This window comes from Halorubrum sp. C191 (assembly GCF_002727095.1).
GTDB classification, from domain to species: domain Archaea; phylum Halobacteriota; class Halobacteria; order Halobacteriales; family Haloferacaceae; genus Halorubrum; species Halorubrum ezzemoulense.
Genome location: NZ_NHNZ01000148.1, coordinates 1 through 13,089, shown reverse-complemented (window position 1 = coordinate 13,089; position 13,089 = coordinate 1). Strand labels below are relative to the sequence as shown.

The following is a 13,089-nucleotide window of genomic DNA, read 5'->3' as shown; positions in this document are numbered from 1 at the left end:
TTCTACATAAGAGCGAGCATGATCTGCCAACTCAGAGTAATCCACACAGATTCAGAAAAATACCGTTCAGCTGTCTGTGCCAGTATCTTCAGCTAAATCGTCATGCGCGTCCTCACCATCTTCATCAATATACTTCCAATGTTCAGTGTCCAGATGTCCTTTGAGATATGCCTCACCGTCTTCAGAGATCATATAGACACCATTACCTAAGCTTTCGAGGAGACCCTCTTCGTCCAGTTTCTTACACCTCCGATCAACATGCTGTCTAGAGTAAGGTAGAGATGCCTCTGTGGTCATCTTCGTAGGTGTTGTCGGCTTATTCTCATGAAGGAACTCCAAAATCCGATCGTCAAGAGAAGTCATCCACTTGCCTGAGTGCCTCATAGAGCACATATCCAATATCACAGTCTATAGTACGGACGAATAGCACTTATAGGCTATACAAAGCACATTTCGAATCACACCGTCAAATATATGTTACCAGAGACTAACCGTTATTGTACGGAACCCGAGTGACGAACCCTCGGCTCGTGAGAAAGTGTAGAAACCCCGGCCGCGGTGTAGTAGCACCCGGCCAGGACGGGTTCTGTGTCCACTCACAGAACCATGCTGATACTGGCAACTGCGGGGCTTAAGCCCTGCGAGACGACCGACGGATCGAACAGAACCAACCCCGGCTGTCACCGCTGTCCCAACCCGGCCGACGGCTACGACGCTGTCTTCGACGGCCCACTCTGTCGCACGTGCGCTGCGACACGCAGCATCGACGAGAACAGCCTGGAGGGCCACAATGCGTAGCCACACCGTTTCACTTGCCAATCTCTCAGCCACCCACCGCGACCTACTCTGGGTACTCTCCCAGACCGGCCCCAGCGAGAGCGGCCCACTCCACCACGCGCTCACCGACTACTACGCTGACGGCATCGACAACACCCGCGTCTGTACCGTCCTCGAGGAACTCGTCGAACGTGACTTCGTCACCAAACACACCCACGACTCCCAGTACCGACTCACCGAGTCGGGCCGCCGCGCACTCGCCGCGCGCCAGGCGTGGCAAGCTGCCACCAACACGGAGGGCGGCCACGAATGACGCGACACGATGACCCACACGTCGCAGATCTCTCCCAGCTCACCCGCATCGCACTCGACACCGAGGACCCGATCTGCCAAGTCTGCGGACAACCGCTCCGCGAGGGCGACGACATCACCGCCTACGCCTATCGCGCGGCCGGCGAGCCCGCGTACCAGATTGGCTACATCATGTGCGGGGCGGATGTTCACGAACACCCGACCGTCTTCACCCGCGGTGTTCGCGAGTACGTCCTCACGGGCCACATCGGGACGTGTTCAGACATCCAAACGCAATCGACAACGTTCGTCCTCCTCGATCCGACCCCGGTCGTCACGAGTCCCACGACGACCGTCGAGCCACACGTCCACCCCGAGGCCCCAACACCACGAGATCCAACCCAGCCGAGACAGCGGGAGCCAACCCCGCTTCTCACCGCTATACGCGAACACGCCCTGTCTGATGGGGGCTCCCCACCCGAGAGGCCGGAGTAATGCTGGCCGATCTGATCCACCAACCCACCACCAGCAGGTGATCAGCTGTGGGAACACACCAGCCCGCGGCCCGCAAGCGAGGGGTCCGGCTTGTCAGCCACACCACAGACATCTCCACCGAGGGGATCACCTGTCCAGCGGTCTCACCCCGGCTGACCGAGTGGATACCAAAGCTCCTCAGCAAACTCCGGCCGCACACTGAACGGACCATCCGCGAGTACGCCACCACCGATCCGTGGCGGAGGAGCTCCCAGATCCTCGCGAAAATCCTGCCAGCGTGGCAGAACGCGGACAACCCATGGGCCGACGACGTCGCTGAAGCCGTCGCGTACACCCGCGCGATCACGACACTCGCGCTCACCTACGAAGACGAACCCACCAGCACGCTCAGTCCGTACCACCAACAGCGATACACTAATCTCACCGATACAGTCACCAGCATCGGCACGGGCCGCGGTCCAGTCAACGCCGACCTCGGGGCACTCGCGAAAGGACCAGTCGCACTCCATCGTGAACTTGACGCCCAACCGACCGTCCTCACCCTCCTGTTAGATGGCGACGCGTGGACCTCCCTTACAGACCGCCGCACGGGCGTCCGCGCACTCGCGGCGTTTGCCGTGCTCGCCGACGGGTTCGACGTCAGACTTGTCGCCTCCTCGAGAGTCTACCGACATCTCTCGAAGCGATATCCCATCTGGACCGAGTGTCACCTCGATCTTACTGCTAGCCGGGATCGGTCCCCCCACACTAACCACGCCCAGACTGCCGCAGCCGCGTGGGAGGCCATCCGTGATCTCGATACCGAACCTGGAAAACGCCGCCTCCTCGGGAACCTCAAGACAAAATACGCCCGGAGCTACCGCGATCTCGCCAACGACCACGCGATCGATGTCGCTGAGGGTACCATTAGCAGATATATCCTCGATCTCGAAGCTCGTGACTTGGTCACTATCGACCGCCGCGGTCAGCACAACACCGTCCAACTCACCGACCTCGGAGAGTTGGCCGTCCAGCAGTGTCTCGACGACAACAACGACCTCGTCCACCCGGATCAGCGCCGGCTCGATGGGTGTCTTACTGCGACCCCTCAGCAATCCGCAAGTACAGTGTCGCCCCGCCGGGCCGGCGGAGAGACACCCACCCTCGACGAGCGAGTGGCGACAACTGGCGACCCCGACGCAGACGCCGACTACGTCCAGTGGCTTACCGACCCTGAGAACGCTCCAACCAGCCTCCACGAGCGATTCAGCACTATCGCGCATGACGATGCCATCACGCTCGTCGACGACCAGTTACACTCGTTCGACGACGGCCGCGTCGCGTACCTGAACCACACCAACGATGAAACCCTCGTCGTGCTCCAGTGGGGCGGGCCCCTCGCCACCCTGGGACGTCTCGCGGGCGCCTTACTGAGCGAGAAAGCCCTCTCGAAAATCCTCTCCCCATCACGACTCGGTCGCGAATTCGAAGCGATCGATGACGGCACCCAGACGTATCCCACGGACCGCATCCTCCGCCGTGGCCACCAGGTCGGCTGGTATAGCGACGCCGAAACCACCTACGGAGCGTGGCGCGACCGAATCACAACGGTTCGAGACCGACTCCTCGCACAGGTCGCCGAACTCACAGACAGCGACGACACGGCAGCCCGCACCAACCTCTTCGAAGATCTCCACGGGCTGATCGCTTCAGCGACCCAGCTGTATCACGCAGCCGGTATCGATCTCACGACCACAATCAGAGTGCCCGATACCGACGCCCTCGCACGCAACCCCACCCACCTCCAGGACCTCTGTGAGTTCCTCGCCAAAACTGCCCCCAAACAGTCCGTCTACGGCATTCACTCGGGCTACCGTATGCTGTTCGAAGACCGGCCCGCAAAGCTGTGCCGGCGACTCCCCGCCGAAACGGACCACGACGCGACGATGGATCTCACCATGTCGTGGGTGGTTGCCGGCCCGACGATCACGGAGCTCCACGACGACATCACCGCCGCCCTCGCGAGCGAACTCACGACGGTCCGGGAAGCGATCGCTGACGGCACCGAAACCGCACCGACACTCGAAATCCCGGTCGTCGACGGGACGACCTACCCCGCCATCCGGCGGGTGATCGACGAGGTCGCGATGACCCACGACGCCCAGTGGACACCCCGCGAGCGCCAGCGACTCGTGCGGCTGTGTCTGCGCTCGTTCGGCCCGGCGGACACCTCAAGGGCGTGTCCGTACGACGTCGTGGTGAGCCTCCTACAAGCGCTGAACGAGTCTCGAACGCCGACGCTGGCCGCGGTCGAACGCGCAGCGGCCACCCTCCCACCGGAGCGCTTCCGGCCCGAGCTCACGCCGACAGCCACCAAACTGTATGCCACCTTGCTGCGAGCCGACGGCCCACTCGGCCGCTCAGAGCTCATCGAGCAAGCAGACATCTCCGCGAGCAGCTATGACCGTCGCCTGAGCGATGTCCGCGATCTCGGGCGCGTCACGCCCGTCCAACAAGGGGGTCACCGCCGGTGGACCACGACGACTCCGACGCCACACCCGAAGACACCCCCAGTAACGGCGTGGCTCCCGGCGAACAGCGATCGGTCCGCACCGCTGGTGACGTATCGACAATCAACCAGACCCGCTGGGCCGAACAGCTCTCCCCCCGACCACACGGGGAGAGACGATCGCGGGGGATGGGACAGACGCCCACCACTCTCGATCCCCACCCCCAGCGGCGACACCGATTACACCACGCGTCCAATGACGACCACCAACCAGAGCCGACAGCCGAACAGCCACGCCCACCAGCTCCCAGCCACCCAAGACCACCCAAATACCATGACACCGACACCACATCCGACGACAGCAGTCGCAACGCCACAAACACAGCTCCCGAATGGGGGTGACCAATAGTGAGCGACCAAACACTCGATCTCGAAACCACGATCAGACGCGATCGCCCGACAGCGACGGACGGAAGTATCCAGGTCAGCACCGACAGCACCGACATCACTGAGGGGTCGTGTGTCCTTCTCGGCTTCGGCGATGACCGCGAGGTCACCTTCGCCGTACTCACACCGACAGAAGCCCAAACGATCGCGACAGCCCTCGAACAGGCAGCCCAGCAGGCAGACGCCGCTGACACCGTCGAGGATCCAACCGATGAGTGACGACATTCCCGATTTCACGGACGAAATTGACACCGTGGGCACCCCCGACGGCGAGGATCCGGACCACGATCCAACCAACGGTCGCTGGCTCGAGACTCGGGTCGCCAAGACACTCGAACAGTGGGGGTACAGGACAGCCCGCAACGAGTGCTGCTTCGGGCTCGAAACCGACGTAATTGCCCGACGGGACGACCTCCGTGGTGATCCTGACGATTTCCTCGTCATCGAGTGTAAAGACTGGCACCAAGTCCCGGTCCAGCGGGACGCCGTCGAAGCAGTCGCGCTGCGGGCCGCGCTCATGCGGGCAATGCCCGTCCTCGCTGTCTCCCGCCGCGTAACTGCGAGTGCGTGGCGGTTAGCCCAACTCCTCGACGTGCGGATTATGACCGAACAGGATCTCGACAAAGGCCAACTCCCGCCGCTGACCGAACGCCGGCCGCCGAGTGGAACGCTCAACGTACGACGGGAACCGTTCATCCACGACGTGCGTGACCGGCTCCCGCTTCTGGTTCACCGTCGAAGCAGCCTCGATATCGAAGCCCCTGTCTTCCACATCGCGGATCACGGTCCGTGTTACGTGCCGGACCGAACGGGCAACGACGAGTACGTCAAGGCCGCCGACAGCGACTACGAGTTCGGGTAGGTACGGTGGTAGAGGGGGTACACGACCTTTCGTAGGGTATCCTGAATATGCCTCCTTACGGTCACACAAATCTGACCACCATGATACTTATATATTACAAACGCATACAAACACATACAGTTGGACTCATGCCCATCGATCTTCGAAGACACGACCCGGACGACGCGATCAATATCCGCCCGGGCACAAACAAAGCCGCAATCGTCAAACTCCTCTATCGGAATACGAACCTTGCGTACACGCCGGCAGAGATACAAAACGCACTTGATCTGCCGCGCGGCACCACGTCGACGACGCTATCTCGCCTCCATGATGACGGACTGATCGGCAAAACGAATGATGGTCTCTACCACGGACTTGAGCGACGGGATGACGTGAGGCGGTTCGCACGGAGCCTCGTTCAACTTGACGAGATGGCGGATCGGTACCCAGAGCCGGGTCTCACTCCAGATGACGTTGAACAAACTGGTGCGGGCGCACGAAGAGAGATCCCACGTGATCGCGCTGACACCGAAGAGAATCAGTCCGGGGAGGAACCAGCACCCGCGGACTGGGTCAACAGCACCGCTGCTCCTTCAACAACGGAGAGTAACACTGACGCTGACTCAGCGTCCGGTGACAGAGAGTAACACGGTGGGATTAGACCGCATACCCCTCACATGACGTACTACTACCCGCAGGGCAGTCTCGTGTTTGCTGCGGATCCAACCGGGGCACATAGCAATCCGCGCCCAGTAATCGTGATATCCGATGCTGATCGGCCGTACGTTGAGCAAGAAGCCACGGTTGTATGCCTGACCACACAGGCCGAGTACTCATACGAGGTTACACGGTTGCCCGACGGCGTACTTGAAGGGGTGGAGCTGCGGAAGACGAGTTATGTGATGCCGTGGGCGATTTATACGATTCCACTATCGTCGATCCGAGATAATCTCCCGTCTGGGACCCTCACTGATGAGGGGATACAGCTTGTTGCGGATGTGATTGATCAGATGGTCCGACCGTGACATCCTCCTCGCCGTAAACGGCGAGGCTTCCCGTACCGCAGGTGGGATATTTGCTGGTCTACGACACGACCTGTTCTCTCGTGTGAAACGTCCCGCTCTCGCGGTCGAACAAGTGTGTCGATGGCTGTGCCACACAGCCGTTACTCCTATCCTCGCCGTGAGGACTCGGAGTTATCTTCTGACGCATATTCTCCGCCCCGTTACAATCCGCGTTGGCTACCAACTCGCACGACGAGCAGACGTACAGCCCACGTTCGACACGGTTCGACTTCGTGTCGTCTCCACATCGCGAACACGTTTTCGAGGTGTTCCACTCGTTCTCTTTCAGCACCGCAACACCGCGCATCTCGCCTTTGTATTCGAGGTACTGGTAGATGCGGTCGAACGCCCATGAGTGTAGTTTCTTATTCCCGGTTTTGCCCCAGTCCGATTCTCGGACGTCTTCAGGCCAACTCACCGCGAGCGTGCCGACACCGCGTTCGACACACTCCGTGATGATGGCGTCCGTCAGCGTGTGATAGAAGTGTGTCTCACGTTCGGAGAGCTTCCGACGTGCCCACATCGACTGCGCTGACGGGCCGTTCTCTCCCTCGGTGTCGTACTCGGCTCTGGTGAAGTAGTGTTTGTCTTCTTTGAGCGAGTTGCCGGGGTATAGGACGTATTCATCCGGGAACGCGACCGTTGCGAGATTCGTAATTCCGAGGTCGATCCCTGCCACGCCGTCGCCAGTCGACTCCGCTGTTTCGAGTTCGATCTTACAGACGAAGTGGAGTTTCCATTCGTCACCGTTCCGGACTGCCCGGACGTTCTGTACGCGGTTGACTTCCGAGAGATCAACGTCTGGTCGAGTCTGGTATTCGCAAAGCAGGAAGTCTGAGAAGTGTTCTTTCAGATTCGAACCTTTCGAGAGTCGGACGCGGTTGTTCTCAGGGTCGTGTTTGAACCCGTCTTCTTTGAACGTGACCGTGGAACGTGGTCGGCTGTCGCCGTGTTTGCGGTAGCCGGGCGGATTCGCCTCACTGGAGTTGTGTCGCAGATCGAACCATGACTGGAAAGCGTCAGAAAGTTCTTCAATGACTTTCTGACTGGATTGTGCGTTCAAATCTTTCCAGCACGACTGGTTCTTCATGTACGATTTCAGCACACTACCGTTTGGGATCTCGCCGGTTGCGTCCCAGATACGGTCGGCTGTCCATCGTGCGACGTTCCAGATCTTCGAGGCGGAGTCTCCGAGCGAATCAAGACCATCACAGACCTGTTGGTGGTTCTGGATGGAACCAACGTAGGTACGTATGGCCTTAATCGCCATACATAGACTATGTAGACAAACTAACTTAATGGTGTGGATGTGTGTGGAATATCCAACCTGCCGTCCGTGATGGATTGGGTCAGCGTTGTCGGATTCACTCCCGGCGTAAACGCCGGGATTCTCTCCTCGTAGAAAGATAGGTAACGACACCCCCGATTTCACGGACGAAATTGACACCGTGGGAACCCCCGACGGCGAGGATCCGGACCACGATCCAACCAACGGTCGCTGGCTCGAGACTCGGGTCGCCGAGACACTCGAACAGTGGGGGTACAGGACGGCCCGCAACGAGTACTGTTTCGGGCTCGAAACCGACGTAATTGCCCGACGGGACGACCTCCGTGGTGACCCTGATGATTTCCTCGTCGTCGAGTGTAAAGACTGGCACCAAGTCCCGGTCCAGCGGGACGCCGTCGAAGCAGTCGCGCTGCGGGCCGCGCTCATGCGGGCAATGCCCGTCCTCGCTGTCTCCCGCCGTGTCAGTGCGAGTGCGTGGCGGTTAGCCCAACTCCTCGACGTGCGGATCGTCACCGAACAGGATCTCGACAAAGGCCAACTCCCGCCGCTGACCGAACGCCGGCCGCCGAGTGGAACGCTCCACGTACGGCGGGAACCGTTCATCCACGACGTGCGTGACCGGCTCCCGCTTCTGGTTCACCGTCGAAGCAGCCTCGATATCGAAGCCCCTGTCTTCCACATCGCGGATCACGGTCCGTGTTACGTGCCGGACCGGACGGGCAACGACGAGTACGTCAAGGCCGCCGACAGCGACTACGACTTTGGGTAAGAGCGGACGCTGGGGAGGTCACACCTCATCGGTGCCATAGACTTATTTAATTGTAATACCATCGTACTACCATGAAGTACGCGAGTGTCAGTGTCAAATTCCCGGTTGAATTAGATACCGAGATCGAGCGGTTCCTTGATGAGACAGGTATTTACACCAATAAAAGCGAGTTCATCAAGGAAGCCTGCCGGTCGCATCTTCGCGAACTTAATGACGACACAGCAATCACTGCGCTTCGCCTAGAGCAACTACTCGCGCAGGCTGAGCAGAGCCACCAATCAGATGCCGATATCGATGACGAGCTCACGGCACTCGGCGAGAAAGTCGATGCAGACGATCTTGAACGGGCCATCGAAGAGGCCCGTGAGGAAACGGCCACACAAGTGTACGGATCTGATTCGTGAAGATCCTTGACACGAATCTGTGGGTATTCGGTACACTGCGAACCAACGAACAGGCAACCGAATTGCTGACAGCAATCGATCGCGGTGAGACAACATCGGCGATTAGTGCGTATATGCTCCAAGAGGCGTTCGCCGCATTCGATCGCACGAAGGGCCTCTCTGCGGCAGAACGAGACGCTGTCAAAACCAATTTTGTGACACGCCTCACCCGGATGACGGGCCTTATCGAAGCGCCATCAAGTCGTGATGCGAGCGATGCGCTTCTTCGAGAACAGCGGTCGGCGCCCACAGTGCGAACACTGGCCCGCGTCTGTGGCATCCAGCCAAAAGACGTTCCAATCCTTGTGTTGGCGTTTGAGCACCGTGACCGCAAACCGACTATTCTCACGAATGATCAGTCCTTCGCAGAATTTGAGCCGGCAGCACACTCACTTCCTGAGATAACTATTACCCACATTTCCTGACCACACCAGCATGGTCTCTCACCCAACTACTTGATGTCCGAATCCTTACTATCGACGACCTCACCAAGGAGTCGCTCCCTCCACTGACCGAACATCGACCGCCGAGAGGAACGTTCCGCACCCGCCGAGAGCCGCACGTGAGCGAACTTCGAGATCGTGTGCCGCCGCTGTTTATCCGACAGAGTGATCTCAACATCGAGGCGTTGGTGTTCTTCGCTGGTGGGCAGGGCCCGGGTTACGCGCCGGATCGGTCGGGTAACGACGAGTATGTTGACGCCCACGACAGCGACTACGACTTCGGGTGAGAGCGGGCGCTTCCGGTCACATTACCACCAGTACCATTCGTCTTTAGTTAAGCTTGATAGTAATACAATTCCCAAAAGTATGCTTGTCAGTATTAGATGTAGGAGAAGCCACAGATGAGACACCAGTACCGGCGAGATCGAGCGATAAGCAACCATCACAAACGGCGTTTTCTTGCCGTATCTGGTGTGGCTGGGCCGTATTTGAGCGAAAACCACAGCTATCGAGTATTACTGAAGATATTAACTAAAGACGAATGCCACCAGTACCGTGTTGGAATGTGACTTGGCGGAATTCTTTTGTGATGATACGATGAGGATCCTCGTATGGAACCGAATGCTGATCAGTCACAGATACGCTCCGCTCTCAAGGATGTGGTCTGTGCTGATCCGGACATCGTCTTCGCCGTTGTATTCGGATCACAGCTTTCGGGAACAGTAACGCACTCATCAGATTTTGATATCGCGGTCAAGTTCACAGCAGACTGTTCTGAACGGGACCGGTTCAAAAAGCGGTGTGTACTCTCTGGTGAGCTCCAAGGAGAGGATCGCCCGTTCATCGACGTGTCCGATATTGACTCGCTCCCGCTGGATGTCGCACACGACGTGGTAAATGGCGAGCTACTCTGTGGCGATAAACAGGCCTTCGAGCAGTTCAAAACAGACATTGAGGCGGAATTTGACGAGCAACGTGAGACGCTTCGCCGGCACCAGCGTACGGTCATCGATCGGATAGCGGAGGATGGATTGCGTGGTTGACGAACGCGTCGTTGCGGTCAAGCTCGAACAGATCGAACAGTACTACGCCAACCTCAACGCGAAACTTTCCCGTCGAGAGTTCCTCTCGAGTGAATCGCCTCGGAGTCAAGCCCCGAGACAGTCGCCTCGAACCGCCTGTACAGCTACGACTCGGTGGGGCGTGGTGCGTTCTCGTACTTGACCATCTTCTCAGACTTGTCTGTGATTGTCTCGTAGATTTGTTGGAGCGTCTCTTCGGCTGCAAGGAGGTTGTGACCGTCGAGGAACTCCCGCCCTTCCGTAGTGAGGCCGTAGAATTTCCACGGGTACCCTTGTCGACGTTCGTCGGCGTCGAGGGCGACTTCGTTGACCATACCAGCGTCGATCAGTTTCTGGATGTGTTTGTAGACGGTGGCGTCGCTGACGCTGGGATTGAGCTCCTCAAGTTCGTACATCGATGGAAGCTGATCGGGATGTTGGAGGATGTTGTTGATGAGGGAAAATCGCGTCTGCTGGGTGACGAAGTGGACGAGTTCACGCGACTCCATCTCTTCAGCAGTCCCAAGCTCGGTGCTCATACCGTACAGTACACGACGTGGCGACAAGTAGTTTACTCTCGAGTAAATCACGCTACGACAACCCAAAGTACTTGAAAAGGTAATTTACGACATAAACTATATCTCTCTACTATGAAAACCTCACAGTATGCCTGATGAGGAGTCGCCGGTTCCTGGTGACGTTCTCAAAAGTGCCAAAGACCAGCTTGATCAGGAGGAGATATCGCTAGCTGACAATGAGGAAGTTCTCCACGCCTTGAGCGAGTTGACGCCGGCCTACGAGAACGATCGGTCGTACTTCGTCCTTGGGAACTATGATCGAGATCCGATCCGACGGCTGAACTTAGTGGTAGACCGTCTCAACCGTCGCACCGATGCGTACGCGTTCCGAATGGTCGATATCCGTGGAGAATGGGACAACAGCATCCAAAAATTCTGTCTGATTGCTGATATCGTGACGCATCTCGTCGGTGTCGCCGAGAAGGAGCCAAGTGACTTCCTCGTCGAACAGGGATTGCTCGTCGGGACGACTGAGTACTTCGCAAAAAGTCATGTTCTCAAGCGGACGTACGAGGATGAGGAGCATCCGTTTGGCTGGATGCAAGACGGTGTCTTCGAACTATTTGACCAGGAGGAACGGCTCTATTGCTGGCGGACCGAGGAGGATCTCGTTGAGGTGGCGAGCAAACTACCTTGATGTTCTCGACGCCGTCAAGGATGTCATCGAGATGATCCAAAGCCGCTGTCATACGGTGACGAGCTCGTCACGGACACGAGTCTCAATCCGTGGCTTCAACGAGTCTTTCGTCACGAGGTTGACCTCAATACCAAGCTCCTCCGCCAGTTCGTTTTCCAATCGAACGAGATCGAATAACGTTACTGGCTTGTCGAACGCGACAAGTATATCGAGATCACTATCGGATTCTTGTTCACCACGGGCATACGATCCGAAGATACCCAACTCGCTGATCGGATACTCCTGCTCAAGTTTCGGCGTCAACGACCCCACCCTACTTCACTCGGTCTAGCGACCTCGTTCGTTGAGGGTGGGGCTTGTCAGTGATCTCGGCCTCTAACCCATAGAGGTGAGGGCTGTATGCCCTAACTCGGCGTCCGCGATCCTGACTTCAGAGCGTATTGACTGACACTCCTCCCACGGGGCGGCTGATGGCCCCGCCGGAGATACAGTTCTGCCACGTTCTTCGCTGCGTTGTAATCGGCGTGATTCTGTTTCCCGCAGTGACGGCACTCGAAGGCTTCGCTGTGGCGGTTCTTACCATGGACGAACCCGCACTCGTTGCACCGCTTGGATGTGTTTCGTGGGTCGATTGTATCCACGAACAACCCCTCGTACTCGGCTTTATACTCAACGAAATCCTTGAGCTTCCGGAAGGCCCACTCCGAGTGCCATTGCGCGAACGGCAAGTCGTCACGGATGTCACTGAGGTCTTCGAGGATGATCCCAGCGCAGTCGTGGGCGAGGGCTTCTTCGACAATCCCATTCGCTACACTGTGGAGGACGTGCTTTACGTACCGCTGTTCGCGGCCCGATAGCTGCTCAATCGTGCGATGGGCCGACTGCGTGCCTGTCCCCTGTAGTTCACCACGGACACGCTCACACTCGCGGCGATAGTGGTTCAGCTCACCAGCACCGAAGAATCGTGCCGTACTGGTGACGGCGATCTGGTTGACGCCAAAGTCAACACCCAGTACCGCTCCGTACTGCGTCGTTGACTCATCAGCGTCTTGTTTTGGCGTTCGATACCCGAGGTGGATGTACCACTCACCGTTACGGTAATGTAGCGTGGACTCAGTGTACTCCCACTCATCATCGGTGAGATAGTCGTACTGGTATCCATCCGGGTTCTCCGGTAGTGCGAGATCCGCGTGGACCCTAGAGTGGTCGCCTAGCGTCGTGAGCGTGATCTTCCCTTGGTCGGGAAAGACGGTGAGTGTTCGCCGGTCAAAGACCATCGACCGGCTGGTGAACTGCGGTTGTGTGGCCGTCTTATCCTGTTTTCGGCGTTCGATGCAGGACTTAATCACCCCAGCAACCTCATGACAGGCGAGCGTAGCGTGTTGGTCGCCCAGCTCGGTTTCCTTCTTGAGAGCCTGTCATAGAAACCATCTCATAGCTTGAGCTTCTCGCGGCCAGGGTCGT

The 13,089-nt window shown here is 58.2% G+C and carries 18 protein-coding genes; 13 read left to right on the top strand and 5 right to left on the bottom strand.

Annotation, left to right across the window (positions count from 1 at the left end; translation table 11 throughout):
- Nucleotides 1-66 precede the first annotated feature (66 nt).
- The gene (locus Z052_RS14500; protein ID WP_099289187.1) at nucleotides 67-384 is read right to left on the bottom strand and encodes a winged helix-turn-helix domain-containing protein; all 318 of its coding nucleotides are present in this window, start codon (nucleotides 382-384) and stop codon (nucleotides 67-69) included.
- 406 nt (nucleotides 385-790) lie between these two features.
- Here Z052_RS14500 and Z052_RS14495 point away from each other — a divergent pair, with 406 nt between their 5' ends.
- The 7 genes from Z052_RS14495 (at nucleotide 791) to Z052_RS19850 (ending at nucleotide 6,367) form a co-directional block, all read left to right on the top strand.
- Nucleotides 791-1,090, top strand: coding sequence for a PadR family transcriptional regulator (locus Z052_RS14495; protein ID WP_099289186.1), 300 nt, complete (start codon nucleotides 791-793; stop codon nucleotides 1,088-1,090).
- Complete coding sequence (locus Z052_RS14490) at nucleotides 1,087-1,563, top strand: hypothetical protein (protein WP_099289185.1); 477 nt, start codon at nucleotides 1,087-1,089, stop codon at nucleotides 1,561-1,563. The genes Z052_RS14495 and Z052_RS14490 overlap by 4 nt, the downstream gene beginning before the upstream one ends.
- Before the next feature lie 47 nt (nucleotides 1,564-1,610).
- Nucleotides 1,611-4,460 carry a plasmid replication protein RepH gene (locus Z052_RS14485; RefSeq protein ID WP_099289184.1) on the top strand — a complete coding sequence of 950 codons (2,850 nt, stop codon included), beginning with the start codon at nucleotides 1,611-1,613 and terminating at the stop codon, nucleotides 4,458-4,460.
- Complete coding sequence (locus tag Z052_RS14480) at nucleotides 4,460-4,717, top strand: hypothetical protein (RefSeq protein WP_099289183.1); 258 nt, start codon at nucleotides 4,460-4,462, stop codon at nucleotides 4,715-4,717. The genes Z052_RS14485 and Z052_RS14480 overlap by 1 nt, the downstream gene beginning before the upstream one ends.
- The gene (locus Z052_RS20265; protein WP_158228703.1) at nucleotides 4,710-5,360 is read left to right on the top strand and encodes a restriction endonuclease; all 651 of its coding nucleotides are present in this window, start codon (nucleotides 4,710-4,712) and stop codon (nucleotides 5,358-5,360) included. Before Z052_RS14480 ends, Z052_RS20265 begins: the two co-directional genes overlap by 8 nt.
- A gap of 128 nt (nucleotides 5,361-5,488) precedes the next feature.
- On the top strand, nucleotides 5,489-5,989 hold the full coding sequence (locus Z052_RS19855) for a BlaI/MecI/CopY family transcriptional regulator (RefSeq protein ID WP_144050034.1): 501 nt from the start codon (nucleotides 5,489-5,491) through the stop codon (nucleotides 5,987-5,989).
- A 30-nt stretch (nucleotides 5,990-6,019) separates the two neighbouring features.
- Nucleotides 6,020-6,367, top strand: a complete 348-nt coding sequence (locus Z052_RS19850; RefSeq protein ID WP_141213656.1) for a type II toxin-antitoxin system PemK/MazF family toxin — start codon at nucleotides 6,020-6,022, stop codon at nucleotides 6,365-6,367.
- A 58-nt stretch (nucleotides 6,368-6,425) separates the two neighbouring features.
- On the opposite strand, the gene Z052_RS14470 is transcribed toward Z052_RS19850, so the two are convergent.
- Nucleotides 6,426-7,676 carry an RNA-guided endonuclease TnpB family protein gene (locus tag Z052_RS14470; RefSeq protein WP_094519895.1) on the bottom strand — a complete coding sequence of 417 codons (1,251 nt, stop codon included), beginning with the start codon at nucleotides 7,674-7,676 and terminating at the stop codon, nucleotides 6,426-6,428.
- A gap of 178 nt (nucleotides 7,677-7,854) precedes the next feature.
- Between Z052_RS14470 and Z052_RS20590 the strand changes: the two genes are divergently transcribed.
- From Z052_RS20590 to Z052_RS14450, 5 genes are all read left to right on the top strand, one after another.
- Nucleotides 7,855-8,463 (top strand): restriction endonuclease, encoded by a 609-nt coding sequence (locus tag Z052_RS20590; protein ID WP_186279040.1) that lies wholly within the window; start codon nucleotides 7,855-7,857, stop codon nucleotides 8,461-8,463.
- 71 nt (nucleotides 8,464-8,534) lie between these two features.
- Nucleotides 8,535-8,867 (top strand): ribbon-helix-helix domain-containing protein, encoded by a 333-nt coding sequence (locus Z052_RS14460; RefSeq protein ID WP_089309126.1) that lies wholly within the window; start codon nucleotides 8,535-8,537, stop codon nucleotides 8,865-8,867.
- Nucleotides 8,864-9,331: a hypothetical protein gene (locus Z052_RS14455; protein WP_089309125.1), complete on the top strand. Its 468-nt coding sequence runs from the start codon at nucleotides 8,864-8,866 to the stop codon at nucleotides 9,329-9,331. The genes Z052_RS14460 and Z052_RS14455 overlap by 4 nt, the downstream gene beginning before the upstream one ends.
- 137 nt (nucleotides 9,332-9,468) lie before the next feature.
- Nucleotides 9,469-9,636: a hypothetical protein gene (locus tag Z052_RS20260; RefSeq protein WP_158228702.1), complete on the top strand. Its 168-nt coding sequence runs from the start codon at nucleotides 9,469-9,471 to the stop codon at nucleotides 9,634-9,636.
- A 324-nt stretch (nucleotides 9,637-9,960) separates the two neighbouring features.
- Entirely contained in the window at nucleotides 9,961-10,392 is a 432-nt protein-coding gene (locus tag Z052_RS14450) for a nucleotidyltransferase domain-containing protein (protein WP_158228701.1), read from the top strand.
- A 143-nt stretch (nucleotides 10,393-10,535) separates the two neighbouring features.
- On the opposite strand, the gene Z052_RS14445 is transcribed toward Z052_RS14450, so the two are convergent.
- Nucleotides 10,536-10,949, bottom strand: a complete 414-nt coding sequence (locus Z052_RS14445; RefSeq protein ID WP_089309124.1) for a PadR family transcriptional regulator — start codon at nucleotides 10,947-10,949, stop codon at nucleotides 10,536-10,538.
- Between the two features lie 127 nt (nucleotides 10,950-11,076).
- On the opposite strand from Z052_RS14445, the gene Z052_RS14440 reads away from it, so the two are divergent.
- Entirely contained in the window at nucleotides 11,077-11,625 is a 549-nt protein-coding gene (locus Z052_RS14440; protein ID WP_094580561.1) for a hypothetical protein, read from the top strand.
- A gap of 48 nt (nucleotides 11,626-11,673) precedes the next feature.
- Here the strand turns inward: Z052_RS14440 and Z052_RS14435 are convergent, their stop codons facing one another.
- Nucleotides 11,674-11,937, bottom strand: coding sequence for a nucleotidyltransferase family protein (locus tag Z052_RS14435; RefSeq protein WP_094580562.1), 264 nt, complete (start codon nucleotides 11,935-11,937; stop codon nucleotides 11,674-11,676).
- Nucleotides 11,938-12,029: 92 nt separating this feature from the next.
- Nucleotides 12,030-12,902, bottom strand: coding sequence for a transposase (locus Z052_RS14430; protein ID WP_241897960.1), 873 nt, complete (start codon nucleotides 12,900-12,902; stop codon nucleotides 12,030-12,032).
- Nucleotides 12,903-13,089: the final 187 nt, after the last annotated feature.